We start from the raw sequence: 25239 nt of genomic DNA on the forward strand, positions 1-25239 counted from the left end.
CATATGGACACGAACGACGTCATCGACATTTTCCGCAAGGCGGGCGCCTTTCTGGAAGGGCACTTCATCCTGACATCGGGCCTGCGCAGCCCGATCTTCCTGCAGAAGGCGCGGGTCTTCATGCACCCGCACTACACCGAGACCCTCTGCAAGGCGCTGGCCGAGAAGCTGCGCGCCAGCGTGGATGGCGAGATCGACTATATCGTCGGCCCGGCGGTCGGCGGCCTTATCCCGGCCTATGAGACCTCTCGGCATCTGGGCGCTCCGTCGATTTATGTGGAGCGTGAGAACGGCACGTTCCGCCTGCGCCGCTTCGAAATTCCCGCAGGCGCGCGCGTGGTGATCGTGGAAGATATCGTGACCACGGGCCTGTCGATCCGTGAAACGATCACCTGCCTGCGCGATCTGGGTGCCGAGGTTCTGGCGGCGGGCTGCGTGGTGGACCGTTCGGCAGGCAAGGCCGATATCGGCATCCCCCTGATTTCCCTCGCTCAATATGAGGTTCCGGCTTATCATCCCGACGATCTGCCGCCGGAGCTTGCCGCAATTGCGCCGATCAAGCCGGGTAGCCGGTCGCTGTGACGCTTCCTCTGAACGTTTAGGATTCCGATGCTGTTTCGGCGGCGCCAGCCAGAAACTCGATTGCAGCGCGTGCGCTCGGCCCTGTGGCCGCGCCGCTCCTGGCGCCGTTCGCTGCGCTACATGCAGAAGCGCGTTCTGCGTCTGCGCGCCACGCCCCATGCCATCGCGGCGGGTGTTGCGGCGGGCGTCTTCGCGACCTTCACGCCCCTTATCGGGTTTCACTTCCTGCTCGCCTTCGCCCTTGCCTATTGCATCGCCGGCAACATGGCGGCCGCCGCGCTCGGGTGCCTTGCCGGCAATCCGCTGACCTTTCCCTTCATCTGGGCCTCCACCTACGAGGTCGGGCGCTGGGTGCTGCGGGCCGAGGTGCCGAACGGTGAGGCGCCTCCCGGTTTGCAGGCGGCGTTGGCGCAGTTCAACATTTCCGCCATCTGGGAGCCGTATCTCAAGCCTATGCTGGTTGGCTCTGTGCCGCTTGGGTTCGGCTTCGGCTTGGTGAGTTATGTCCTGGTTCGCTGGGGCGCGAGTTCATTTCAGGCCGCCCGCGCCAGGCGTGCTCAGGAAAAGGCCGCCGCGCGCCCGCGTCCCGCCATGATGACGTCCATTCGGCAGGATGCCGCCTGATGATCGTGGGAATCGGCAGCGACCTGATCGACATCCGGCGCATCGAAAAAACGCTGGAGCGGCACGGCGAGCGTTTCATCGCCCGTGTCTTCACGCCGATCGAACAGGCCAAATCCGAACGCCGGGCTCAGCGCGCGGCCTCCTACGCCAAGCGCTTCGCCGCCAAGGAAGCCTGCGCCAAGGCGCTGGGAACCGGCTTGTCGCAAGGCGTCTTCTGGCGTGACATGGGCGTCGTCAACCTGCCGGGCGGCAAGCCGACCATGGCGTTGACGCAAGGGGCGGCCGAGCGTCTGGCGGCCTTGATGCCGGCCGGCCATCGACCCGTGATCCATGTGACGATCACGGACGATTTTCCGCTCGCGCAGGCTTTCGTCATCATCGAAGCGCTGCCGCAAGAGTGCGCTTAACACTTCTCTAACGATTGCCTGTGGGCCGGCGAGGCTTTACAGAGCCCGTTGCATAGGGCGGCCTCGATAAGGGCCGCGGCCGAATCCCTTTCAGGCATGAGACCATCCGGCACGAGCCGATGGCGCGCGGGCAGGGCGGCGAACAGGAAGGACTCCGCATGGTCGACCGGACCGTTGGCAAGAAGAAGGAAGGTTGGGGCGAGACGATCAAGGTCATCGTCCAGGCGCTTCTTCTGGCGCTCGTCATCCGCACCGTCCTGTTTCAGCCCTTCTCGATCCCGTCGGGCTCGATGATGCCTACGCTTCTGATCGGCGACTATCTCTTCGTTTCCAAATGGAGCTACGGCTTTTCCAAATTCTCGCTGCCCTTTTCGCCAGATCTGTTCGAAGGGCGCATTCTCGCCTCCGATCCGCATCGCGGCGATGTCGTGGTGTTCCGCAAGCCGAGCGAGCCGCAGACCGACTATATCAAGCGTCTGATCGGCCTTCCCGGTGACCGCGTACAGATGCGCGATGGCGTTCTCTATCTGAACGGTCAGGCGGTTCCCAAAGACCCGGCCGGCTTCTTCGTCACCGGCGGCGGCACGCAGATTCCGCAGTTTCGCGAGACGCTGCCCAATGGCGTGACCTATCTGACGCTCGACGCCGATCCCGATTCCATCGGCGACAACACGCGCGAGTTCCTCGTGCCGCCCGGTCATTATTTCATGATGGGCGACAACCGGGACAACTCGCTCGATAGCCGCTTCGACGTCGGCTACGTGCCCTTCGAGAATTTCGTGGGTAAGGCGCAGGTCATCTTCTTCTCCATGGAGAACGACGCCTCGCCTCTGGAATTCTGGCGCTGGCCGACCAGCCTGCGGCCGAGCCGGATCCTCACATGGCTCGGGTGAGGGGCTCCGGCCCCGCGCTCGACCGGCTGGAAGAGCGCCTCGGTATCACCTTCAAGGACAGGGCGCGCCTTGAGCGCGCCCTGACCCATTCCAGCCTCGTCAAATCCGGATCGAGTTCGAGCTACGAGCGGCTGGAGTTCCTGGGCGATCGGGTGCTCGGCCTCACCATTGCCGAGAAGCTGTTTCAGCTGTTTCCCCAGTCGGACGAGGGCGATCTCTCGCTTCGGCTGAACGCGCTGGTCAGCGCGGAAACCTGCGCGGCCGTTGCCGACGATCTCGGCCTGCCGGAATTCATTCGCCACGGCGCCGATTTGAAGCGCGCGGCCGCAGGGCGTAACCGCAATATCCGCGCCGATGTCGTGGAAGCGCTGATCGCCGCCATCTATCTCGACCATGGGTTGGAGGTTGCGCGCAGCTTCATCCTGACTCATTGGGAAGAGCGCTTCGGCCAAGTCGCCGAAGCCCGGCGAGATCCCAAGACCGAGCTCCAGGAATGGGCGCACAAGCAGGCGGGCGTTCCGCCCGTCTATGAACAGATCGAGCGCAGCGGTCCGGATCACGAGCCGATCTTCACCGTGCGCGCGAGCGTGCCGAATTACGAGCCGGCTGAAGGGCGCGGGCGGTCCAAGCGGATCGCCGAACAAAACGCGGCGGAGGTCATTCTTCTGCGCGAGGGCGTCTGGCAGTCTGAGGCTGGCAAGACCCAATCGTAAGTGACGCCTGCGACCAGGAGCCGAGCGGCGTCCGACATGCTAAAAGGGCCGTCAAGCATCGGCCGAAACAAGGAGATCCTATTGACCGACGACCTGCCGAACGACCAACCTGCCACCGAAGGCACTGACACGGCGACCGGCCCGACCCATTCGGGCTTCGTGGCGCTTCTCGGCGCGCCCAATGCCGGCAAGTCGACGCTCGTCAACCAGCTCGTCGGCACCAAGGTTTCCATCGTCACGCACAAGGTGCAGACGACACGCGCGCTGGTGCGCGGCATTGCGATCCGCGACCGCACGCAGATCGTCTTCGTGGATACGCCGGGCGTCTTCAGCCCCAAGCGCCGCTTGGACCGCGCCATGGTCAAGACGGCCTGGGGCGGGGCCAAGGATGCCGATCTCGTCCTGCCGATCGTGGATGCCCAGCGCGGCGTTAGCGAAGAGGTCGAGGCCATTCTGCAGCGCTTGAAGGACGTCAAGCAGCCGAAGATCCTGCTTCTGAACAAGGTGGATCAGATCAAGCGCGAGAAGCTTCTGGGCCTGACGCAGGAAATCTCGGCCAAGGGCGAGTTCGAGCGCGTCTTCATGATCTCGGCTCTGAACGGCTCGGGCTGCGACGATCTGATGGCCTATCTCGCCCAGCGCCTCCCGGAAGGGCCTTGGTACTATCCCGAGGATCAGATTTCCGATCTGCCGCTGCGCCAGCTCGCCGCCGAGATCACACGCGAAAAGCTTTTCCTGCGCCTGCATCAGGAACTGCCCTACGCCTCGACGGTCGAGACCGAGCTTTGGGAAAACCGGCCGGACGGTTCGGTTCGCATCGAGCAGACGATCTATGTCGAGCGCGACTCGCAGAAGGCTATCGTGCTCGGCCACAAGGGCGAGACGGTGAAGGCGATCGGGCAGGCCGCGCGCAAGGAAATTGCCGAAGCCGCCGAGCAGAAGGTGCATCTCTTCCTGTTCGTCAAAGTGCGCGAGAACTGGGGCGACGATCCCGAGCGCTATCGCGAAATGGGGCTCGACTACTCGTCCTGACGCGACGTTGAAGCCGGGTTCGCAAGACCTTAAATTCTACGAATGACGAGCCGCGAAACCTCCTGTTTCGCGGCTCGTTCGATTCGAAGGCTGATCTATGGAATGGCGCGAGGAAGGCATCGTGCTCGGCGTGCGCCGCCAGGGCGAGACCAGCGCCGTTGCGGAGATCATGACGCGCGATCGCGGCCGGCATCTCGGCCTCGTGCGCGGCGGGCGCTCGCGCAAGCTTCAGCCGGTTCTCCAGCCAGGCAATCAGGTCGAGGCGACATGGCGCGCCCGGCTGGACGAGCATCTGGGTTTCATGACGGTGGAGCCCGTACAGCTCAGAGCCGCGCATCTCATGGAAAGCGCCATCGGCCTTCACGGCATTCAGCTGCTGGCAGCCCATATCCGGCTTCTGCCCGAGCGCGACCCGCATCCGCGCCTCTATGACGCCATTCAGACGATCGTCTCGCATCTGGGCACACCGCTTCTGGCTGGCGCTCTCATGCTGCGCTTCGAGGTCATGCTGCTGGAGGATCTGGGGTTCGGGCTCGATCTCGAGCAATGCGCCGCATCCGGCCGGCGGGACGATCTCGTCTATGTTTCGCCGAAATCCGGCCGCGCCGTCAGCCGCGAGGCCGGTGAGCCCTGGAAGGACAGGCTGCTACCGCTGCCCGGCTTTCTGGTCGGCGCGGACGAGACGCTGGATGGCGACGGTCTGATCGAGGGGTTCAGGATGACGCGCTTCTTTCTGGCGCGCCATGTCTGGGAGCCGCGCGCGATCGATGAGCCGGTGTCGCGAAACGGCACGCTGGGAGCGATCGAGCGGGGTCTGTCAGCGGGATAGGCCTCAGAGTTCCAAAGGCAGGATGAAGGGCGTTCCGCTGAAGGCGTTCTCGCCGCGCCCGATGGACCGGATCGCCTCGATCATGCGACCCTGCCGCCCGAGCCGGCTGTCTGCGAGGGAAACCAGAAGGGCATTGGGCGTCGCCGAAGGCGCGCGGCGGCGCAGTTCCTGCGCGAGTTTCATCTCGTCCAACTCCGGGTTGATCGCACAGGCCAGAATATAGGCCGCCGCAGTGGAGCGGCTGATGCCGGCCCAGCAATGGATGGCGAGCGGTTGGTGACGGTCCCATCGCAGGCCGAATTCCAGGAGCTGGTCGAGATGGTTTTCACCGGGCTGTGTCAGCCCCTCGGACGGAGCGGAGATATCGTTCATCCCGAGAAACAAGTGCCGCTCGGGGGCGATGCCGCTTGGGCGCTCGACAGGCGTGTCGGCATTGATCAGCGTGACGACATCGAGCGCGCCATGGGTGGCGACGGTGCCGGGCAGATCGGCGAGGGAGGAGACGACGAGATAGGTCATGACGGCACCTTCTTGGGCGGCGAGGAGGAGAGGCGAGGCGCGGCGTCGAGCTGGTCGAAGCGGCGCAGAAAGAGCGCGCCGACTTCCGAGGCGGGCAGGGGGAGAAAGCGGGCCTCATCGATTGCGCCCGCGCCGGGCTGCCCGAACAGATGGGTCGCCTCTTCGGGCGTGAAGCCCGCCAGAAGCTTGGCCTCGAAATGCGCCGATTGCCGATCGGCCGATTTGATCAGGCGCAGGATCGGCGCGGGCAGGCGCTCGGGCAGGCCGAAGCGGCGGTGGATCGCAGCCTGAAGACGCGCTTCGATCCCCTTGTAATCGCCACCGAGCACGGCCTTGAACGGCGAGATCATGTCTCCGATGACATATTCCGGCCCGTCATGAAGGAGCGCGGCGAGGCGCCAGCGCGGATCGGGCTCGTACCCGGCCACGATCTCTTCCACGATCAGCGAATGCTGGGCGACGGAGAAAGCATGATCGCCCGTGGTCTGGCCGTTCCAGCGTGCAACGCGCGCGAGCCCATGGGCGATATCGCTGATTTCGACATCGAGCGGCGAGGGATCGAGCAGATCGAGCCGGCGGCCCGACAACATCCGCTGCCAAACGCGAGGCGGCGTGGTTTTTCGCGGGGGCGCAGGCTGACGTGTCATGCTTCTCCGTCGCCCGCTTCTCCCGCATCGGGCAACGTATAGCCGGCCCAGGCCGGCACCTCGGCCTCGATGGGAACGCCGTCTGCCGAGAGCGTCTGTCCGGCCCTGAGCGCGTCCGCCAGACGGTCGATCCGGATCATGCCGATGCCCAGAGATTCGCTCGCGGAGAGAACCGTGCCGAGCGATTTGCCGCTGGATTCGATGGACGCCCCCGGCGTCAGATGCCGTTCGGCCCGCAGCACCATGATGCGGCGGCGGGCCGTACCGCGATGCTGCATTCGGGAGACGACCTCCTGCCCGACATAGCATCCCTTCCTGAAGGAAACGCCCTCGTTCTGATCAAGCAGCACGTCATGCGGGAAAACATCGGAGGCGGGAAAGTCGCGCTCGGCTTCCGCGATGCCGAGCGACAGGCGCAGGCGCTCGAACCCGGCCGCATCCTCTCCGGCCGCCTCGGCCGCTGCGCCATAGACCCGAAATACGCCGTCTGGAAACCGGCGATCGATCAGAGCCTCTGGACCGAGTGAATCCTCGCCCCAAAGCGCTGCGACGGCTTCGTCCGACGGTTTGATCTCGACCTTGGCGCGCAGCTTGTAGAGCGTCAGCCGCTTGGCGAGATCGCCGCGCGCGCCCGCTGCCACGTCCAGCCGCAGCGCCTCGCCTGTTTGGCTCACGAGAAAATCGAACAGGATTTTGCCCTGAGGCGTCAACAGCGCGGCCGGGCGGACTTCGCCCGGCGTCAGCTTGCCCAGATCGGCGGTCACGAGATTTTGCAGGAAATCCTGCGCGTCGGCACCCGACAGAATGAGCACGGCGCGGTCGGTCAGGCGAGCGGAGGGCATAAGCTTGCGTCCCATTGCGGCGTTTGGCGATCGAAGCTTCGACGTCCGAAAGCTTCGGCCCCGACAGTTGGAGAGCCGGACCCGACAGGCCTGTCCATGCTTCCCAACTGCCTCTAGAAGGCGTGGGGATCGTATCTGACGGAACGGCGCAAAGAAGCAAGGAGTGGATGATGAGCAAAGGGTTCGAGCGGGTTTTGCGAGGCGGAACCGTCGTCAATCAGGACGGGACGGGTCCGCGCGACATCGGCATCCGCGACGGGCGCATCGCCTTTATCGGTTCGATTTCCGCTGGCAGCGGCGGGGAGGAGATCGACTGCACGGGGCTGCACATCCTGCCCGGCGTGATCGACAGCCAGGTGCATTTTCGCGAGCCCGGCCCGACGCATAAGGAAGACCTCGAATCGGGCTCGCGCGCGGCCGTGCTCGGCGGCGTCACCTGCGTCTTCGAAATGCCCAATACCGACCCGCTCACCACCAGCGAGGCGGCGCTGGCCGACAAGGTGAAGCGTGGCCATCACCGAATGCACAGCGATTTCGCCTTCTGGGTCGGCGGTACGCGCGAGAACGCCCCCGATGTGGCCGAGCTGGAGCGCCTGCCGGGTGCGGCCGGCATCAAGGTCTTCATGGGCTCGTCCACGGGCTCACTGCTTGTGGAAGACGACGAGGGCGTGCGCGAAATCCTGAAGCGCACCCGTCGCCGCGCGGCCTTCCATTCGGAAGACGAATTCCGCTTGCGCGAGCGCCTTGGCCTGCGTGTCGAGAACGATCCGTCTTCGCATCCGATCTGGCGCGACGAAGTGGCGGCGCTGCAATGCACGGAGCGTCTGGTGCGTATTGCCGAGGAGACCGGCGCGCGCATCCATGTGCTTCATATCTCGACGGCCGAGGAGATTCTCTTCCTTGCCGAGCACAAGACCAACGCCACCTGCGAGGCGACGCCCCATCACCTGACGCTGACGGCGGACGACTATCTCAGGCTCGGCACCAAGCTTCAGATGAACCCGCCCGTGCGGGACGCGAAGCATCGCGACGGCATCTGGTTCGGCATCGAGCAGGGGATCGTGGATGTTCTCGGCTCCGACCATGCGCCCCATACGCTGGAGGAAAAAGCCAAGCCCTATCCCGCCTCGCCCTCGGGCATGACAGGCGTGCAGACGCTGGTGCCGGTCATGCTAGACCATGTGGCCAAGGGCCGTCTGTCGCTGGAGCGCTTCGTGGACCTGACCTCGGCCGGCCCGCAACGCATTTTCGGCCTTTCGGGCAAGGGGCGGATCGCGGTCGGATGGGACGCCGATTTCACCATTGTCGATCTCAAGCGCCGCGAGACGATCCGCAACGAGTGGATCGGCTCCAAGTCGCAATGGACGCCGCATGACGGGCGCGAGGTCATGGGCTGGCCGGTCGGCACGATCGTGCGCGGACGGCGCGTGATGTGGGACGGGGCGCTGGTCGAGACCGCACAGGGCGAGGCGGCGCGCTTCGTGGAGACCCTCGCGCCGCGCGCCTGAGGCGCAAACCTAAGACAGAAAAGCCGGCGACGCTCAGTCGCCGGCGATGAAGAACTCGAACCGACCTTCGGGCGAGATGCCGACGCGGTAGAAATCATAGGAGCCGTTGCCGACCATGCGCTCGTAATCGCCGGCGGTCACGAGTTCGAATAGTTCCACGAGCTGCGGCTTGGTCAGCTTTTCCAGATTCACCTGCGTGAAATAGGGCCACATATACAGCTCGTTCTCGCCGCCCGGATCGAGCCGGACATAACCCGCCTGAAGCGTTTCGAGCAGGATCGCCAGAAGCTCGACGCCTTGGCCGTCGCCCGAGGCGTTCTTGAGAATTTCGATCGGGTCCTGCCCGTCGTCGCTGGTGGAAACGGCCGTGGCTTCCGAGCCGGTTTCCAGGAGCGGGCGAAGCTTCTCGATCTCGCCGGTCTTGGCGGCTTCGATCAGCTTTCGCCTGAGATCGCGCACCGGGGCGGGCAGCTTGTCTTCGCCATAGAGGATCTCGGCCGGCGGAACGTCGCTGACGGGGGGGGCGCTCGCGGTCTTGTCCGGGTCTGCCACCTTGCCGGCGTCAGGTCCGCTGGCTGGTGCTGTGGGGGCGGCCTGTGCCGGGGCGGGCGGAGCGGCTTCCGGCGGGCGCTCGGTTGCAGGCGGGCTGTTGGGCGCGGGCTGCGCGGCGGCGGGAGGAGCCTCGCCCGGCGGTGTCGCGGGCGGTGCGGCCGGCGGCGCGGGCTCGGTACCGGGAACCGGGGGCAGCGGCACGGAAACGATGCCGCCCTGCCGTGTGGCTGCGGCGCCGTCCTGATCGGTGATCTGCGAAAAGGCGAGGGCGGAGGAGGAGACGCCGACCGCCATGGCCAGCGCCCCCATCAGCCCAAACACGCGGAATGAGGGGGGTCGCATGGAGAGATCCTTGGGAAGGCCTACTGAAGGGAGCGGTCGTGGCGGAACTCGCCGAATTCGATGCGCTTGCGCAGCGAATCGATCATGTCGAGCACCTCGGTCTCGCCGTAGCGGCGCACGAGTTCGGTGACGGCGGTCGAGATCGCCGTCTCGGCCAGGATCTCGGTCTCGATCCCGTCGGAGATCCCGTCCGCCCAAGCCTCGTTATGATACTCGATGGCGACCTGTTTCTTTTCGGCGATGATCATCTCGTCGAGTTCGGAACCGTGCAGGTCGATCATGCCGATGTCTCCATCTTTCAAGTTCAGCCCCGCGCCTCATGCGCGGGTCGAAACGGAGCGGCAAAGCTCCGTTCTTAATGCAATCTTAATTCCCGTACCTTGCGCTGATCTCTCGCGAAAGGTTCGCACCTTCTTCGAGGTATCTTTCCATGGCCACCGTCGCAGCCGGGGTACAGTTTCGATAGGTCGAGGCGAAGGAGCGGTAGCCCTGGTTGAAACTGGCCACGAGAAGTCGCTTGTCTGCCTCGTTGGGCGCCTGCGTCTTCAGGATGTCGTCCATCTTCTCGCGCCAGACGACGGCATCGGCATCCCCGCAGAGCCCGCGTAGGAAATGCATCGAGCCGAGAATCGTCGCTAGCCGCCCGAGCGGCTTCATATAGGCGGCGTTGGTCGGCTTCACGATGTCCTCGGCCGCAGGCTTGGCCTCGTCCGGCTTGGCTTTCTTGTCCTGCGCCGCTGCCACGCCGGCCGGCAGGAGGCCGAACAGAAGACTGAAAGCGCAAACTAGGGACGGCAAAGAACGCCTGAAACTCATGAGGCGAGGTTTGCCGGTGGATTAAGGAGATTGCAAGACGCACCGGGACAGGTCCGCAACATCCCCGCATTAAGGTTATCGCGGGGCGGTCCCGTGATGCTTTCGGGCCGCCGCAATGACGTCGAGCAAGCCATCCGTGGTCGCGCCGGTTTGGGATAGCATCTCCAGCTCCGCCAGCGACACGAAGCGCGCGTCGGCCGCATCGTCGGCCGCTTGCGGGGGCGTGTCGGGTGAAGCCGCCGCGAGCGCGCGAAACACCGCGATCACGGCATGAGCGCCGTTTGGCGCATCGATCGCCTCGTGAATCTGGACGAACGCCACTTCCGCGACGGGAAGGCCGGTTTCCTCCAGCGCCTCGCGCCGCACCGCATCCTCCAGCCGCTCGCCGAGCTCCACCCGCCCGCCCGGAAGGCTCCAGAGGCCGGCGAAGGGGGCTCGGCCGCGCAGGACGAGCAGCACCTCCTCGCCGCGAAAGATGCAGATGGAAACGGCGACGACGGGGCGGGGGGCGTTCATGGGGGAAGTTCTACTGCCTGCCACAGCGTCAGGCCAGCCCTTGCGCGTCGCGGGGGGGCGCGCCACCTTGCGCTCCATGTGTGGCCGCTTCACCTTGACCGATCCTCCGCGCGCGATTTCCGAGCGCTTCCTCGTGGACGCGCTGGAGCCTTTCCCGCCGCGCTACAATATCGCGCCGACGCAGCCCGTTCTGGTGCTGCGCGCCGACGAGCACCGGCGCGGCGAAAAGGGCGTGGTGCGCCGGATCGGCCATCTCGCGCGCTGGGGTCTTATTCCCTCCTGGACGAAAGACCCGTCCGCCATCCCGCTTCTGTTCAACGCGCGCTCCGAGACCGCGCATGAGCGCAACAGCTTCAAGGCCGCGTTTCGCCATCGCCGCTGCCTCGTTCCCGCCAGCGGCTTCTACGAATGGCGGCGCGATGGCGGTCGGCGCGGAACGCCGTTCTTCGTTCGCCCCACCGAGCCGGGCCCGATCGCCTTTGCCGGGTTGTGCGAGACCTATCTCGCGCCCGATGGCAGCGAGATCGATACGGCGACGATCCTGACCACAGCCGCCAATGCGGACCTTCGCGACATTCACGAGCGGATGCCGATCGTGATTGCGCCGGGCGAGGCGGAGCGTTGGCTCGATTGTCGGGACTGCGAACCGCGCGATGTCGCCGATCTTTTGAGCCCCGCGCCGGAGGGCTTTTTCGAGCCCGTACCGGTGTCCGACCGCGTGAACACCGTTGCCAATATGGGGCCGGAGGTGCAGGAGCGCGCCGATCAGCCGGGCAACGAGCCGCCGCCCGCGCAAGGTTCGTTGTTCTGAACCTGTTGCGCGATACAGCCTTTCGATGAAATAGCCGATCCCATTCATCCCGCCTGGATCGCGGCGCGAGACCCGCGCCCGATGCCGTCCAAACGGAGCTTCCCCGCATGAACATCGATCTTCTCAAGCGCTTGTGCGAGATGCCGGGCGTGCCCGGCCATGAGCACCGTGTGCGCGATCTCATCGCCGCCGAGGCGCAGGATCTGTTCGACACGATCGAGACCGATGTGATGGGCAATCTCATCTGCACCCGGAAGGGCCAGGGGGATGATCCCGAGCGCATCATGCTGGCCTGCCATATGGACGAGATCGGTTTTCTCGTCAGCCATATCAGCGACAAGGGATTCCTCAACGTCTCGCCGGTCGGCGGCTTCGACCCGCGCAATCTGTTCTCGCGCCGCGTCCTCGTCTGTACCTCCAAGGGAGACTACAAGGGCGTCATGATGGCCGAGGGCAAGCCAGTGCATATTTCGGCACCCGAAGACCGCAAGAAAGTGCCGGAGCCCACGGAGTTCTTCGTCGATCTCGGACTCGGCGCAGAGGCCAAGAACAAGATCCGCGTCGGCGATTTCGTGGTGATGGACGAGCCCTTCCTTGAACTCGGCTCCGAGCGCATCGTTTCCAAGGCGATCGACAATCGCATCGCCTGTTGGCTGGGTCTGGAAGCGGTCCGCAAGCTCCTGAAGGACGGCCATTCGCACCGCTGCGAATTGACGGTCGCCTTCACCGTGCAGGAGGAAGTGGGCCTGCGCGGCGCCAAGACCGTTGCCTTCGCCAAGCGTCCGCATATCGGCATCGGCGTCGACACGACGCTCGCTTGCGACACTCCTGGCGTGCCGGAAAAGGACAAGACGACCGAACTCGGCAAGGGCGTCGGCCTGCACATGAAGGACGGCTCCTTCATTTCCGACATGGCGCTGGTGGAAGAGTTCGAGACGGTGGCCGAAGCCGGGTCGATCCCCGTGCAGCGCACGATCCTCGCCGGCGGCGGCATGGACGGCGCGTCGCTGCAACAGGCCGCGAGCGGCGCGCGCGCCATCGGCATCGTCGTTGGCACCCGCTACATCCACACGGTCGGCGAGATGATCGATAAGCGCGACGCCATCGCCGCGCGCGATCTTCTGGCAGCCTTCCTCGCCACGCATTGAAACCCCTCGGCGGGCGGGGCGTGGTGTCCGCTCGCCGTTTCGCGGCGACCTTTGGACGCGTCCCGCCGTCCAAGGGGTCGCCGCGCTGGCCGAGCTGATTCGCTCGCCTATCTCTCCCCCAACGGATGATGCGCCGAACGGGTGATTTGCGCGCGCTTGCGCCGGCACCGCGTCACCGTCCGAGCCCGATCAGGTCAGGCGGAGGGTTTCATGTATCTCGACGAAAAGCGGGAATGGCTGCCGCCCGAATGGCCCGAGAAGCCGGAGCGCCGCCTAACCGAGAAGCAGGAGTCGCTTCTCATGTGGATCATGGCCGCCAATCTTCTGCTGCTCTTCGTGGCTCCGATTGCGGGGGTCACGCTGTTTGGAGCACTGTTCGCGCTGCTCGGTGGTTGACGCTCGGTCAGTTCGGTTTCCGACGGCAGGCGCGGACGATCGATTCACCGACCGTTCGAAACAAAAACGCGGGCCTTTATGACCCGCGCATGGCCTGAAGGCCTTTGATCGAATGTGTCGGTCGGCAATGCGCCGGTCACTTCGCCTTCTGAGAGTTGGCCGCCTGAGGCTTGGCCTCGCTCATGCCGTCGCCGCGGCAGGACTTGTGCGCGGCTGCGGCGATCGCGGCAATGCCGATCTCGCGATAATTCTTGAGAAGATCGTTTTCACGCTCCCGGTCGCGTTCGCTGCGGGATTTGAAGACGATGTTGGCGCGGCTCATTGTGAAGGCTCACATGCTAATGGGGTGAAAGCAAGAAACAGTCTGATTGCGTCAGATTAGAGGCATTTGGCTGAAAAATCCCTGAATCTATACTTAACATATCGTTGCAGTCCGGTGATGTTGCGTGAGCGTGACATGATGCACTGCGGCAAGACTTTACCCGGTGCCTTGCGTCTTTGCGGCGCTTTCGAGGCGAAAGGCTTCACGTGATCGGGAGCGCCAAGCCATTTGTGCGGGAAGTCGTTTGGCTGTAGCAGATCGGCCTCAGCCCGGATCGGGCTCAGCTGGAGACTAGGGTTTTGGACGACGGATTTCGTGGCCTTTTCCTGACCAACACTTTGACGCGCCGCAAGGAGCGCTTCGTGCCGCTGGATTGGCGCCATTCGTGCGATCACTGCGCGGAGGCCGATCGGCGCGTGCGCATGTATGTCTGTGGTCCGACCGTCTATGACTTCGCCCATATCGGCAATGCGCGCCCGGTCATCGTCTTCGACATTCTCTTCCGTCTCCTGCGCCATCTCTATGGCGCGGACCGGGTCGTCTATGCCCGCAACATCACGGACGTGGACGACAAGATCAACGCGCGCGCGCTGCGCGACCATCCCGACCTGCCGCTCAACGAGGCGATCGCCCGCGTGACGGAGGGAACGGCCGCGCAGTTCCATAAGGATGTCGCGGCGCTCGGCACGCTGCGCCCGACCTACGAGCCGCGCGCGACGGGCTTCGTCACGCCGCGCGCCGACGGGCTGCCGGATATGGTGTCGATGATCGGGACGCTGATCGCGCGCGGGCATGCCTATGTCGCGGACGGCGAAGTGCTGTTCGACGTCGGCTCCATGCCGACCTACGGCGCGCTGTCGCATCGCAAGCTGGAGGACCAGCAGGCCGGCGCGCGTGTCGCGGTGGAGGCGCACAAGCGCAATCCGGCCGATTTCGTCCTGTGGAAGCTTTCGGCCGCAGACGAGCCCGGCTGGGACAGTCCCTGGGGCCGGGGCCGGCCGGGCTGGCACATCGAATGCTCCGTCATGAGCGAGGCCTATCTCGGCCGCACCTTCGACATTCACGGCGGCGGCCTCGACCTGATCTTCCCGCATCACGAGAACGAGATCGCCCAAAGCTGCTGCGCCCATGGCACGGAGAAGATGGCCGAGGTCTGGATGCACAACGGCTTCCTGCAAGTCGACGGCCGCAAGATGTCGAAGTCGGAAGGCAATTTCGTCACGATCGCAGACATTCTGGAAAGCGACAAGGTGGGCGGCCGCTCCTGGCCGGGCGAGGCCGTCAGGCTTCTGATGCTGAAGACGCATTACCGCGAGCCGATCGACTTCACCGCCGCGCGGCTGGAAGAGGCCGTGCGCGAGCTCGACCGATGGGAGCGCTTCGCCAAGGAGGCGGGCGCTGCGGCAGCGGAGGCTCCGGACGAGGCCTTCCTCGCCGCTCTCTGCGACGATCTCTCGGGCTCGGCGGCCATCGCGCGCGTTCATCAACTCTTCGACGAGGGCAAGGCGGCAGAGGCCCTGGCCAGCCTCGCGCTGGTCGGGATCGACCCTGTGCGCAAGGCCGACGTGAGCGACGATGTCGCGGCGCGGATCGCCCTGCGCCTCGAGCTGCTGAAGGCGAAGGACTTCGCGGAGGCCGATCGCATCCGCGCCGAACTCGCAGCCGAGGGCGTCCTCTTGAAGGACGGCAAGGACCCTCAGACCGGTGAGCGCATCACGACCTGGGAAGTGAAGCGTTGAGCGGGTCGCCGCGCACGCTCTACCCTCCGATCCAGCCGTTCCGGACGGAGCGACTGGCGGTCGGGGGCGGGCATGTCCTGTATGTGGAGCAGTGCGGCAACCCGAGCGGCAAGCCGGTTCTTTTCCTGCATGGGGGGCCGGGCAGCGGATGCAGCCCGACCCACCGTCGCCTGTTCGACCCCGCGCGCTATTGCGTGACCCTGTTCGATCAGCGGGCCTGCGGTCGCTCCACCCCGCTCGGCTCACTCGACGCCAATACGACGCCCGATCTGGTGGCCGATATCGATCGCGTGGCCGATGCGCTCGGCATCGACCGCTTCATGCTGTTCGGCGGCTCTTGGGGCTCGACGCTCGCGCTGGCCTATGCGCAGGCGCGGCCCGAGCGCGTCACCGAGATGGTGCTGCGCGGCATCTTCACCGGCCGGCGGGCCGAGCTCGATTGGTATTACAAGGAAGGGGCGAGCCGGCTGTTTCCCGACGAGTGGGCGCATTTCATCGCGCCGCTCTCGGAGGCGGAACGGGCCGATCCGATCGCGGCCTACCGCCTGCGGCTCCTGGACGAGGACCGGACCGTGCGCGCTCTGGCCGCCCGAAGCTGGACCGACTGGGAAGCGCGCACGGTTTCCATGCGCACGATCCGGGACGCGGTCGGGGCTTTCGGGGCCAGCGACGCCGCCATCGCCTTCGCTCGGATCGAGAACCATTTCTTCGTCCATGACCTCTGGTTCGAGGAAGGCCAGTTGATCCGCGAGGCTGGCCGGCTGGCGGGCATTCCGGGCGTCATCGTGCAGGGGCGCTACGATGTCGTCACCCCTCCGGTCACGGCCTGGGATCTCCACCGCGCCTGGCCGGGCTCCGAACTGCAGATCGTAGAGGACGCCGGCCACGCCTTCTCCGAACCCGGCACGCTGGACCGGCTTCTCGCGGCGACCGATCATTTCGCTTCATGAGGCGCGAGAGGAGGGTGCGATGACACTGGACAACAAGCCGATCTACACCGGCGGCTGCCAATGCGGGGCCGTGCGTTTTCGCATCGAAGGCGCGCTCGGCCGCGCGTCCATCTGCCATTGCCGCATGTGCCAGAAGGCCTTCGGCTCTTTTTTCGCGCCGCTCGCGTCGGTCGATCCTGCGACGCTGCGTTGGACGACCCGTGAGCCCGACCGGTTCCGCTCGTCCGATGTCGTGCTGCGCGGCTTCTGCGCGCGTTGCGGCACGCCGCTGACCTATGAAGCGCCCGATGGTCCCGCGCTCAGCATCGGCGCCTTCGACGCTCCTTCCGCGATCTGCCCCGACATCCAGTTCGGCTGCGAGGGCAAGCTGCCTTATGTGGACGCTCTCGCTCAACTTCCTGTGCGCCAGACGCAGGAGGATGCGGCGATCAGTCCGTTTCTCGCTTCCATCCGCTCCTTCCAGCATCCCGATCACGACTGAGATATGATGACGTCAGAACCGCTGCGCAGCTTCTACCCGCCGATCGAGCCTTATGCATCCGGCCTCCTGCCTGTGGGCGACGGGCACGAAATCTATTGGGAGCGCTGCGGCACGCCGGGCGCCAAGCCCGTGGTCTTCCTGCATGGAGGCCCGGGCGGCGGCTGCTCGGCGAAGCATCGCCGCCTGTTCGATCCCGCGCGTTACGACATCCTCCTGTTCGATCAGCGCGGCTGCGGTCGCTCGCGCCCCCATGCGCAGCTCGAGGCCAACACGACCTGGCATCTCGTGGCCGATATCGAGCGCCTGCGCGAGATGATCGGCGTCTCCCAGTGGCAGGTCTTCGGCGGCTCCTGGGGCTCGACGCTGGCGCTCGCCTACGCCGAGGCTCACCCAGATCGGGTGAGCGAGCTGGTGCTGCGCGGCATCTTCCTGCTGCGCCGCTTCGAACTGCTCTGGTACTATCAGTATGGCGCGAGCCTTCTCTTCCCCGAGAAGTGGAAGCGCTTCATCGCGCCGATCCCAGAGGCTGAGCGCGACGATCTGATCTCGGCCTATCGCCGCCGCCTCGTCGGGGACGATAGGGCCGAGCAGGTTCGTGCCGCGCGCGCCTGGAGCCAGTGGGAGGGCGAGACGCTGACGCTGACGCCCGATCCCGACACGATCGCACCCTTCCACGAGGATGAGTTCGCGGTCGCCTTCGCGCGGATCGAGAATCATTTCTTCGTTCATGCCGGATGGATGGAGGACGGTCAGCTGCTGCGCGACGCCGGGCGTCTACGGTCCATTCCCGGCGTCATCGTGCAGGGGCGCTACGACATGGCGACCCCGCCGGTCAGCGCCTACGACCTCCACGAAGCTTGGCCGGAAGCGGAATTCCATATGGTCGAGGATGCCGGCCACGCCTTTTCCGAACCCGGCATTCTGGATCGGCTGATCCGCGCGACGGACAAGTTCGCCGGACAGTGATGGCTCAGAAAGGCGTGAGCGGTCGAACGCTTGCGCCTTTCGTTTCCCTCTACTCCTAAGAACGTCGACCCCCCGATCCATTCATCGCATTGATGGATCCATCACGGGAAAACGGGTGTCGCGGGCCTGTGCGGCTGATACAAGGCGGGCTGATCGTCCCGTCCTCAGAGGTGCCGCCATGTCGGACCAGCCCGCCGAGTCCACGCGCGGATATGTCTATGCGGTTTCGGCCTATCTGATCTGGGGGCTGGTGCTCCCGATCTATATGAAGCTCCTGTCGCATGTCTCGCCGATGGAGATCGTCGCCCATCGCATTCTCTGGGCCTTGCCCTTCGCGCTGCTGGTGCTGGCCAAGGCGGGGCTGCTGCGCGATGTCGGACGCCTGTTCACGCCGCGCATCCTCGGGCTGATGACGCTGACGGCGACGCTGATCTCGATCAACTGGGGCACCTATGTCGTCGCCATCATCACCGGACATGGGGTGGAGGCGGCGCTCGGCTATTACATCAACCCTTTGATCAATGTTCTCCTGGCCGCCGTATTCTTGGGGGAGAGGCCGAACCGCCCGCAGGCCGCCGCTATCGCGCTGGCCGCCTTCGGTGTGGTGATCCTGACTGTGAAGGCCGGCGGCCTGCCGTGGATTTCGCTCATCCTCGCCGGCTCCTTCGGCCTTTACGGTCTGTTGCGCAAGACCGTGCCGGTCAGTGCCAGCGAAGGCTTCTTTCTGGAGATTGCCATTCTCTTCCTGCCGGCGCTCGGCCTTGCCCTCTGGGTCGCCTCGACGGGCCAGAACCATTTCGGCTCCAACGGTCGGGAAACCGCGCTTCTGATCGGCGCGGGGGCTGTCACCGCCATTCCGCTCATTCTCTATGCCGCCGCTGCGCGCCTCTTGCGCTTCACCACGGTCGGCCTGCTTCAATACATCGCGCCGACCTTCATCGCCCTGACGGCGGTCTTCGTTTTCGGCGAGCCCTTCGGCCTCTGGCAGGGCGTCGCCTTCGGCTTCATCTGGGCGGCTCTCGCCGTTTACACGTGGTCGATGTTCGCGGGCCGCCGATCGGCGCGCCGGCCAGCCACCGAAGCCTGCGCTGCAGAATGACCTGACGAAAAAGGGCGGCGCACGGGCCGCCCTGGCGTTGGATTACCTGGGGAGGGCGGTCAAAGACGCTCGATCACCGCTTCCACGCCATCGCGTTCGGCCGGCTGTGCGGCCGCTTCGATGGCGGGAAGCAAGTCCTCGATCCGATCCTTGATGATGGGGCGGACCTGATGGGCCGTATGGATGAAGCCGGCCTCGCGCATATGCTCCAGGAGCTTCGAGAACGGATCCCAGAACCCGTCCACATTGGCGATGGCGATGGGCTTGCGATGCCGGCCGAGCTGGCTCCAGGTCATGATCTCGACCAGCTCTTCCAGCGTGCCGATACCGCCGGGCAGGGCGACGAAGGCGTCCGAGCGCTCGAACATCATGTGCTTGCGCTCATGCATGTCCTCGGTGATCACCAGTTCGTCGAGCCGCTTCAGCTCGCTTTCGGTAGCTTCCATATCGATGAGGAAGCGCGGGATGATGCCGGTCACCTGACCGCCAGCGGCGATCACGGCGTCCGACACGGCGCCCATGATGCCGCGCGTGCCGCCGCCATAGACGAGGCGGATGCCGCGATGCGCCATGGCCGTGCCGAGCGCCTCGGCAGCTTTGACATAGGAAGGATCGCGGCCGGAGGCCGAGCCGCAATAGACACAGAGAGATCGAATCGTCGTCATAAGGAGAAAGTCGGCCGAGGCGGCTTTGGGGTCAAGGCGCATTCGGCCAAAATGCTGCGCCGCGTCAGCTTCGCGCGTCGATCGCCTCGGCCACCTCGTCCGCCATTTTCAGAGTGCGAACCACCAGTGGCACTGCGAGCGCGAAGATCGAGCGATCGAGCCCCCGCGCGCTCTGCGCTTCACGAATGTCGGCGGCGACGCTCGCCAGCACCGGCATGAAGCGGACCGCGAGCCCGAAGGCGAGGCCGACGCGAGCGGGATCGACACCGAACACCCGGAGCGGCGTCACGAGAGTCGTGATCGTATCGGCCATATCGGAGGGGCGTGCTGTCGCGGTGACCGTCCCGGCGATCAACAGCAGAGCGGCCAGCCGGGCGGAAAACACCGCCGCCTCACCCCAACCCGCCGCCCAGGCCTGGAACCCGCCAACGAGAATGACGATCGGCAGGATGCTCTTCACCGATCGCAGCGCAAAGGCCCAGCCGAGCCGCGCGAGGGCGATCAGCGCCAAGGCGAGGCCCAGTCCGCTGAGCGAAAGCAAGAGATTCGGCAGCACGAATAACACCGTGCCCAGCATCGCCAATCCCAGGAGCTTCGCCCCGGCCGGCATTCGGTGCAGAACCGAGCCGCCGGGACGGTAGAGATCGGCGATCATTGCCCCGCGATCCGGCGATAGGCCGCGAGCGCCTCGGCGGGTGCGGCGTCGCAGACGAGCCCACCCGCTTCGAAGACGAGAACCCGGTCGAAGCGCTCCAAGAGCGAGAGATCGTGCGTCACCATCACCACCGGCCGCTCTGTCGCCTTGACGGCTTCCATCACGCGGCGCGTGTTGCGCAGGTCGAGCAGCGTCGTCGGCTCGTCCAGCACGAGAAGGCGCGGCTCCAACACCATGATGCCGGCCAGCGCCACGAGTTGCCGCTCGCCACCCGAAAGCTCATGCACCAGCCGCTCGCCGAAACCACTCAGGCCGAAGCGGGTGAGGGTAGCCTCCACCTTCGGCGCGATCTCGCCTTTCGACAGCTCGCGGTTCTTCAGGCCGAAGGCGAGGTCTTCGGCCACGGTAGGGTAGACGATCTGATGATCGGGGTTCTGGAACAGGAAGCCGACATGCCGCCGTGCCGCCTTGGGGTCGGCGACCGTATCGGTGCCGAACACCCGCACGGTGCCTTCGCTCGGCTTCAGCAAACCATTGAGAAGGCGCGCGAAGCTCGACTTGCCCGACCCATTCGCCCCGACGATTCCGATCCGGCGCTCGGTCAATGTAAGGTCGAGGCCGGATAGAACGCGCCGCCCCCTGCGATCGAGGGCGACGTTGATGAGCTCTATCATCCCGCGCGGTGGACGCCGCGCGTCTCGATCAGCGGATAGGCTTTGGACACCGTCACCATGATCGCCGCAGCGAGTCCCGCCTTAACGAGGTCACCCGGAATGAAGGCCAAGGAGCCCTTGGCGGCCATCAGCAGCGGAGCGCCCGTCACCAGCGAGATGCCCGGGATGCCGCAGGCGTAGAGAACGAGGATACCCCCGGCCGTGGCCGCCACGAAGGCCGAGACGAAATGAAGCTTGGGGCTGGCGCGTTCGACCAGCGCACCCGTGACGAAAGCGGCCGGGAGCCAGCCGAGGAAGAAGCCGACCGTCGGCCCGGCGAGGACCGCCAGACCGCCGCGCCCGCCCGACAGAAGCGGCAGGCCGGCGAGCACGATCACCATGAACAGGAGCACCGCGAGCGTTCCGCGACGCGCGCCCAGAACGCCGCCCGCCAGCATGACGCCCATCGACTGGGCCGTGATCGGCACGTTGATGACGGGAACCTGCAGCGCCGGAAAGGTGCCGAGCACCGCCATTAGGGCAGCGAACAAGGCGATGAAGACGATGTCGCGAGTGCTCATGCGTTTCTTCCTCGAAACGGGACGCGGGAAAGGGTGAACAGCCTCTTAAGCAACCCTTGACCGGCCGTCGAGACGGCTTCGTCAGATCGCTTGCGCGAGGGCCGCTTCCAGATAGGCCGTCCGCAGCCGACGGGCGATCGGGCCCGGACGCCCGTCCCCGATCGGCGTCTCGTCAATTTCGACAACCGGCGTCACGAACGCGCCGGCCGAGGTGATGAAGGCCTCGCGAGCGCCCTGCGCTTCGGCCAAGGTGAAGGGGCGTTCTTCCACGTGTAGCGCCAGTTCCCCAGCGACTTTCATGATGGCGGCGCGGGTGATGCCGTGCAGGATGTCATGGCCCAGCGCACGCGTGACGATCGTGCCGTCCTGCGTCACGATATAGGCGTTGTTGGATGTGCCTTCGGTGATCGTGCCGTCTTCCACCATCCAGGCGTCGTCCTTGCCACGGCTCTTGGCCTCCATCTTGGCAAGCGAGGGATAGAGAAGCTGCACGGTCTTGATGTCGCGCCGGCCCCAGCGCAGATCCGGTACGGTGATGACGCGCAGACCTTCGATCGCTTCGCGCGTTTCGATCGCATCCCGCTTCTGCGTGAACAGGACGAAGCTCGGCGGCGTGCCATCCTTCGGCCAGACGAAATCACGGTCCGCTTCGCCACGCGTCACCATGAGGTAGATATGGCCCTGAATGAGGGCGTTGCGCGCGAGAAGCTCGCGGTGGATCGCGAGGATCTCCTGGTCGCTGCCGGGCGAGGGCAGGCGAAGCTCGGCCAGCGAGCGGCGCAGGCGCGCCATATGGCCGGGAAAGTCGAGCAGCTTGCCGTCGATCACGGCCGTCACCTCATAGACCGCATCGGCGAAGAGCAGGCCCCGGTCGAAGACCGACAGCTTGGCCTCGGCCTCGGGAACATAGGTGCCGTTCACATAGACGATGCGGCTCACGGGGGCACTCCTCGACATCAGGCCAATGGTTTTCGACCCCGTCCTGTAACGCGAAGAGTCGCATCGGGGAAGAAAAGTCCTTATGGAATGGAGCGAGGCGAGGGGAGGCGCCGCGCCGCGATGCGGCCAGACGGCTGTCCCCCGAGCCCCTGGACGATCATTCGCCCGCTCGGGAAGCGGGGTTTCGGAGGCTTCGCTTTCACATGGGTCATTATCTCGGGCTCGATCTCGGCACGTCCTCCTTGAAGGCGCTGGTGATCGACGAGAACCAGAAGCCGCTGGCGAGCGCCACGGCGCCGCTGACGGTGGAACGCCCGCATTTCGGCTGGTCGGAGCAGGACCCGGCCTCCTGGATCGCCGCCTGCGAGGCTGCGATCGCGGAACTGAACGACAAGGACCCTTCCTTGCTCGCAGGTGTCATAGGTATCGGCCTGTCCGGTCATATGCACGGCGCGACGCTGATCGGCGAGGGTGACGAGGTTCTGCGACCCTGCATCCTCTGGAACGACACGCGTTCGCATGTCGAGGCGGACGAACTGGACGACGAAGAATCGCGCGGCATCACCGGCAATATCGTCTTCCCCGGTTTCACCGCCCCGAAGCTTCTCTGGGTCGCGCGGCATGAGCCCGCGATCTTCGCCAAGGTGCGCCGCGTTCTTCTGCCGAAGGATTATCTGCGCCTGTGGCTGACCGGCGAGGCCGTGGCCGAGATGTCGGATGCCGCCGGCACGTCCTGGCTCGACACCGGCGCGCGCGATTGGTCGCCCGAGATGTTGGAGCGCACGGGGCTGACGGTCGAGCAGATGCCGCGCCTCGTGGAAGGCACGGAAGTCAGCGGCACGCTGCGCTCGGAACTCGCTTCGCGCTGGGGCATGAAGGCGGGCACCGTGGTGGCGGGCGGCGGCGGCGACAACGCGGCCTCGGCCTGCGGCGTCGGCGTCACGCGGCCGGGCACCGGCTTCCTCTCGCTCGGCACCTCGGGCGTCCTGTTCACGGCGAGCGCGGGCTACGATCCCGTGCCCGATACCGCGCTCCACACCTTCTGCCACGCCATTCCCGGCCTGTGGCACCAGATGGGCGTCACGCTCTCGGCCGCGGGCTCCATCGAATGGCTGTCGCATGTCCTGAAGGAGAAGCCCGGTGATCTGACGGCGGCCGTCGGCAGCGAGCTGAAAGCGCCGGGCCGGCTTCTGTTCCTGCCCTATCTCTCGGGTGAGCGCACGCCGCACAACGACTCGGCCGTGCGCGGTGCGTTCATCGGCCTGCAAGCCGACACGACGCGCGAGGACATGACGCGCGCCGTGATGGAAGGCGTCGCCTTCTCGATCCGCGATTGCCTCGATGCGGCCCCGAACGCCTCCTGGGTGCGCCAGCTCATCGCGGTCGGCGCGGGCTCGCGCTCGGAGCTTTGGCTGAAGATGATGGCGAGCGTTCTGGAAACGCCGATCGCGCTGCCGGCGGCCGGCGATTTCGGCGCAGCCTTCGGTGCCGCCCGCCTTGGCCTCTGCGCGGCGACCGGGGCCGATCCGGCTAGCGTCATGGTCGATCCGCCGATCTCGGCCCGCTTCGAGCCCGACACCTCCCTGGTGGAATCCTTCGCCGCTGCGCATCAGCGCTATCAGGCGATCTATCCCGCGCTGAAAGAAGCTGCGCGCCGTCATTAAGCCGGAGGGGGGCTCTAGCCCCCTTTCATCCTTCTCGATCCACCCCAACGAAAAACCCCGGCCGCATCGCAGCCGGGGTTTTTTGATGCCGAAGAGCGCCGCCGCAGCGGCGCCCGGAAGGCCATGCAGCTTACTTGGAAGCCGACAGGTAGTCGTACTTGCCGCCCTTCCACTCATAGATCACGTAGCCGGGCAGGGTCACGTCACCCTTGGAGTCGAACTTCAGATCGCCGATGACGGTCGGCAGCGTGTCCTTGTCGAGAACGGCGGTGACTTTCTTGAAGTCGGTCGAGCCGGCCTTCTTGGCCGCTTCCGCCCAGGCCTGAATGGCGGCGTAGGTGTAGAGGACGTAACCCTCGGCGGTCTTGCCCTGCTTCTCCAGCTCGGCGACGATCGGCGCGGCCTGCGGGTTGCGGCGCGGATCGGGCGAGAAGGTCATGAGCGTACCTTCGCCGGCATTGCCGGTGATCGCCCAGTATTCGTTGGTCACGATCGCGTCGCCCGACATGATCTTTGCGTCGAGGCCCTGCTCCTTGGCCTGACGGGCGATCAGGCCCGCTTCGGTCTGGTAGCCGCCGATATAGATGAGCTTGACGTTCGCCTGCTTCAGCTTGGTGATGAGCGAGGAGAAGTCCTTGTCGCCGACCGTGTAGGATTCTACGATCGCGGGCTTCTTGCCGGCCGCTTCCATGAACTTGATCGTCTGGTCGGCCAAGCCCTTGCCGTAAGCCGACTTGTCGTCGAGCACGGCCACCGCGTCGTTCTTGTAGTTCTCGGCGATGTACTTGCCGGCGACTTCGCCCTGCTGATCGTCACGGCCGCAGACGCGGTAGATGCCGTCGCCGGCGCGCTTGTCGGTGAAGTCCGGGTTGGTCGAAGCCGGCGAGATTTCGATGATGCCTTCTTCGGCATAGACCTGGCTGGCCGGGATCGAGGAGCCCGAGCAGAAATGGCCGGCCACGAAGGGTACGCCCTGCGAGGCGAACTGGTTGGCCACGGCGACGGCCTGCTTCGGGTCGCAGGCGTCGTCGCCGACCGAGAGCTTCAGCTGCTCGCCATTGACACCGCCAGCCTTGTTGATGTCGGCAATGGCCTGCTCGGCACCGATGCGGAGCTGCTCGCCGAAGGCCGCGTTCTGACCCGTCATCGGACCCGCGACGCCGATCGTGATGTCGGCGAAGGCAGCGCCCGACAGAAGCACATTGAAGGCCACGCCGGCCAGGAACGCTTTTTTCATGTCGAACTTCCCTATTGAAACCTGACCCGCAGCGATTCGCTCTTCATGAGCGTTTTCAATTCGTTGCGGTCCGGCGATTAAAGACCAAGGTGCGGGCGTCGAAAATAGGCA

31 protein-coding genes are annotated in these 25239 nt (G+C 65.5%); 17 read left to right on the top strand and 14 right to left on the bottom strand.

Annotated elements, in window-relative coordinates:
* Positions 1-3 precede the first annotated feature (3 nt).
* The 7 genes from pyrE to recO all read left to right on the top strand — a co-directional run bounded on the left by pyrE (position 4) and on the right by recO (position 5080).
* Positions 4-582: an orotate phosphoribosyltransferase gene (gene pyrE, locus AUL28_RS16060; RefSeq protein WP_058636708.1), complete on the top strand. Its 579-nt coding sequence runs from the start codon at positions 4-6 to the stop codon at positions 580-582.
* Positions 583-609: 27 nt separating this feature from the next.
* Positions 610-1206: a DUF2062 domain-containing protein gene (locus tag AUL28_RS16065; protein WP_058636707.1), complete on the top strand. Its 597-nt coding sequence runs from the start codon at positions 610-612 to the stop codon at positions 1204-1206.
* Complete coding sequence (gene acpS / locus AUL28_RS16070; RefSeq protein ID WP_058599849.1) at positions 1206-1613, top strand: holo-ACP synthase; 408 nt, start codon at positions 1206-1208, stop codon at positions 1611-1613. Before AUL28_RS16065 ends, acpS begins: the two co-directional genes overlap by 1 nt.
* Before the next feature lie 158 nt (positions 1614-1771).
* A complete protein-coding gene (gene lepB, locus AUL28_RS16075; protein WP_058636726.1) occupies positions 1772-2506 on the top strand; it encodes a signal peptidase I in 735 nt (244 codons plus the stop codon).
* Positions 2494-3219: a ribonuclease III gene (rnc, locus tag AUL28_RS16080; protein WP_062234463.1), complete on the top strand. Its 726-nt coding sequence runs from the start codon at positions 2494-2496 to the stop codon at positions 3217-3219. Before lepB ends, rnc begins: the two co-directional genes overlap by 13 nt.
* An 81-nt stretch (positions 3220-3300) precedes the next feature.
* A complete protein-coding gene (era, locus tag AUL28_RS16085; RefSeq protein WP_244493545.1) occupies positions 3301-4251 on the top strand; it encodes a GTPase Era in 951 nt (316 codons plus the stop codon).
* A 97-nt stretch (positions 4252-4348) separates the two neighbouring features.
* Positions 4349-5080 (top strand): DNA repair protein RecO, encoded by a 732-nt coding sequence (gene recO, locus AUL28_RS16090; RefSeq protein ID WP_062234466.1) that lies wholly within the window; start codon positions 4349-4351, stop codon positions 5078-5080.
* Positions 5081-5083: 3 nt separating this feature from the next.
* Here recO and AUL28_RS16095 read toward each other — a convergent pair whose 3' ends face one another.
* Genes AUL28_RS16095 through ygfZ form a run of 3 tightly spaced genes read right to left on the bottom strand, consistent with a single transcriptional unit; the run spans position 5084 to position 7088 of the window.
* Positions 5084-5599, bottom strand: a complete 516-nt coding sequence (locus tag AUL28_RS16095; RefSeq protein WP_058636705.1) for a tyrosine phosphatase family protein — start codon at positions 5597-5599, stop codon at positions 5084-5086.
* Positions 5596-6246: an HD family hydrolase gene (locus tag AUL28_RS16100; RefSeq protein WP_062234470.1), complete on the bottom strand. Its 651-nt coding sequence runs from the start codon at positions 6244-6246 to the stop codon at positions 5596-5598. Before AUL28_RS16100 ends, AUL28_RS16095 begins: the two co-directional genes overlap by 4 nt.
* Positions 6243-7088 (bottom strand): CAF17-like 4Fe-4S cluster assembly/insertion protein YgfZ, encoded by an 846-nt coding sequence (gene ygfZ / locus AUL28_RS16105; RefSeq protein ID WP_062234715.1) that lies wholly within the window; start codon positions 7086-7088, stop codon positions 6243-6245. The genes AUL28_RS16100 and ygfZ overlap by 4 nt, the downstream gene beginning before the upstream one ends.
* Before the next feature lie 167 nt (positions 7089-7255).
* Here ygfZ and AUL28_RS16110 point away from each other — a divergent pair, with 167 nt between their 5' ends.
* Complete coding sequence (locus AUL28_RS16110; RefSeq protein WP_374701432.1) at positions 7256-8596, top strand: dihydroorotase; 1341 nt, start codon at positions 7256-7258, stop codon at positions 8594-8596.
* 33 nt (positions 8597-8629) lie between these two features.
* Here the strand turns inward: AUL28_RS16110 and AUL28_RS16115 are convergent, their stop codons facing one another.
* The 4 genes from AUL28_RS16115 to AUL28_RS16130 all read right to left on the bottom strand — a co-directional run bounded on the left by AUL28_RS16115 (position 8630) and on the right by AUL28_RS16130 (position 10822).
* A complete protein-coding gene (locus AUL28_RS16115) occupies positions 8630-9490 on the bottom strand; it encodes a hypothetical protein (protein ID WP_156420032.1) in 861 nt (286 codons plus the stop codon).
* Positions 9491-9510: 20 nt separating this feature from the next.
* On the bottom strand, positions 9511-9771 hold the full coding sequence (locus AUL28_RS16120; protein WP_058599843.1) for a hypothetical protein: 261 nt from the start codon (positions 9769-9771) through the stop codon (positions 9511-9513).
* 85 nt (positions 9772-9856) lie between these two features.
* Positions 9857-10288 (bottom strand): TIGR02301 family protein, encoded by a 432-nt coding sequence (locus tag AUL28_RS16125; protein WP_062234476.1) that lies wholly within the window; start codon positions 10286-10288, stop codon positions 9857-9859.
* Positions 10289-10381: 93 nt separating this feature from the next.
* Positions 10382-10822 carry an NUDIX domain-containing protein gene (locus AUL28_RS16130; protein ID WP_062234479.1) on the bottom strand — a complete coding sequence of 147 codons (441 nt, stop codon included), beginning with the start codon at positions 10820-10822 and terminating at the stop codon, positions 10382-10384.
* A 76-nt stretch (positions 10823-10898) separates the two neighbouring features.
* Between AUL28_RS16130 and AUL28_RS16135 the strand changes: the two genes are divergently transcribed.
* The 3 genes from AUL28_RS16135 to AUL28_RS16145 all read left to right on the top strand — a co-directional run bounded on the left by AUL28_RS16135 (position 10899) and on the right by AUL28_RS16145 (position 13177).
* Entirely contained in the window at positions 10899-11633 is a 735-nt protein-coding gene (locus AUL28_RS16135) for an SOS response-associated peptidase (protein WP_062234721.1), read from the top strand.
* A gap of 107 nt (positions 11634-11740) precedes the next feature.
* Positions 11741-12781 (top strand): M42 family metallopeptidase, encoded by a 1041-nt coding sequence (locus AUL28_RS16140; protein ID WP_062234481.1) that lies wholly within the window; start codon positions 11741-11743, stop codon positions 12779-12781.
* 210 nt (positions 12782-12991) lie between these two features.
* Complete coding sequence (locus tag AUL28_RS16145) at positions 12992-13177, top strand: hypothetical protein (RefSeq protein WP_058599840.1); 186 nt, start codon at positions 12992-12994, stop codon at positions 13175-13177.
* A 136-nt stretch (positions 13178-13313) separates the two neighbouring features.
* Here AUL28_RS16145 and AUL28_RS16150 read toward each other — a convergent pair whose 3' ends face one another.
* On the bottom strand, positions 13314-13499 hold the full coding sequence (locus tag AUL28_RS16150; RefSeq protein ID WP_058599839.1) for a hypothetical protein: 186 nt from the start codon (positions 13497-13499) through the stop codon (positions 13314-13316).
* A gap of 299 nt (positions 13500-13798) precedes the next feature.
* On the opposite strand from AUL28_RS16150, the gene cysS reads away from it, so the two are divergent.
* The 5 genes from cysS (at position 13799) to rarD (ending at position 18734) form a co-directional block, all read left to right on the top strand.
* Complete coding sequence (cysS, locus tag AUL28_RS16155; RefSeq protein ID WP_062234484.1) at positions 13799-15238, top strand: cysteine--tRNA ligase; 1440 nt, start codon at positions 13799-13801, stop codon at positions 15236-15238.
* The gene (gene pip / locus AUL28_RS16160; RefSeq protein WP_082640517.1) at positions 15235-16188 is read left to right on the top strand and encodes a prolyl aminopeptidase; all 954 of its coding nucleotides are present in this window, start codon (positions 15235-15237) and stop codon (positions 16186-16188) included. Before cysS ends, pip (AUL28_RS16160) begins: the two co-directional genes overlap by 4 nt.
* A gap of 19 nt (positions 16189-16207) precedes the next feature.
* Entirely contained in the window at positions 16208-16669 is a 462-nt protein-coding gene (locus AUL28_RS16165) for a GFA family protein (RefSeq protein WP_062234491.1), read from the top strand.
* 6 nt (positions 16670-16675) lie between these two features.
* On the top strand, positions 16676-17635 hold the full coding sequence (gene pip, locus AUL28_RS16170; RefSeq protein ID WP_062234724.1) for a prolyl aminopeptidase: 960 nt from the start codon (positions 16676-16678) through the stop codon (positions 17633-17635).
* Between the two features lie 178 nt (positions 17636-17813).
* A complete protein-coding gene (rarD, locus tag AUL28_RS16175) occupies positions 17814-18734 on the top strand; it encodes an EamA family transporter RarD (protein WP_062234494.1) in 921 nt (306 codons plus the stop codon).
* 59 nt (positions 18735-18793) lie between these two features.
* Here the strand turns inward: rarD and AUL28_RS16180 are convergent, their stop codons facing one another.
* The 5 genes from AUL28_RS16180 to AUL28_RS16200 form a co-directional block, all read right to left on the bottom strand.
* Positions 18794-19399, bottom strand: a complete 606-nt coding sequence (locus AUL28_RS16180; RefSeq protein WP_058636626.1) for a TIGR00730 family Rossman fold protein — start codon at positions 19397-19399, stop codon at positions 18794-18796.
* 64 nt (positions 19400-19463) lie between these two features.
* Entirely contained in the window at positions 19464-20054 is a 591-nt protein-coding gene (locus tag AUL28_RS16185; RefSeq protein ID WP_062234497.1) for an energy-coupling factor transporter transmembrane component T family protein, read from the bottom strand.
* On the bottom strand, positions 20051-20728 hold the full coding sequence (locus AUL28_RS16190) for an energy-coupling factor ABC transporter ATP-binding protein (RefSeq protein WP_062234500.1): 678 nt from the start codon (positions 20726-20728) through the stop codon (positions 20051-20053). The genes AUL28_RS16185 and AUL28_RS16190 overlap by 4 nt, the downstream gene beginning before the upstream one ends.
* Positions 20725-21288: a biotin transporter BioY gene (locus AUL28_RS16195; protein WP_062234503.1), complete on the bottom strand. Its 564-nt coding sequence runs from the start codon at positions 21286-21288 to the stop codon at positions 20725-20727. Before AUL28_RS16195 ends, AUL28_RS16190 begins: the two co-directional genes overlap by 4 nt.
* Positions 21289-21369: 81 nt before the next feature.
* Positions 21370-22227, bottom strand: coding sequence for a D-amino-acid transaminase (locus AUL28_RS16200; protein ID WP_062234506.1), 858 nt, complete (start codon positions 22225-22227; stop codon positions 21370-21372).
* A 203-nt stretch (positions 22228-22430) separates the two neighbouring features.
* Between AUL28_RS16200 and xylB the strand changes: the two genes are divergently transcribed.
* Positions 22431-23891 carry a xylulokinase gene (xylB, locus tag AUL28_RS16205; RefSeq protein ID WP_062234509.1) on the top strand — a complete coding sequence of 487 codons (1461 nt, stop codon included), beginning with the start codon at positions 22431-22433 and terminating at the stop codon, positions 23889-23891.
* Between the two features lie 130 nt (positions 23892-24021).
* Here the strand turns inward: xylB and AUL28_RS16210 are convergent, their stop codons facing one another.
* A complete protein-coding gene (locus tag AUL28_RS16210; RefSeq protein WP_058636584.1) occupies positions 24022-25128 on the bottom strand; it encodes a branched-chain amino acid ABC transporter substrate-binding protein in 1107 nt (368 codons plus the stop codon).
* Between the last annotated feature and the right edge of the window lie 111 nt (positions 25129-25239).

It is taken from the genome of Aureimonas sp. N4 (assembly GCF_001463925.1).
Lineage (GTDB): Bacteria > Pseudomonadota > Alphaproteobacteria > Rhizobiales > Rhizobiaceae > Aureimonas > Aureimonas ureilytica_A.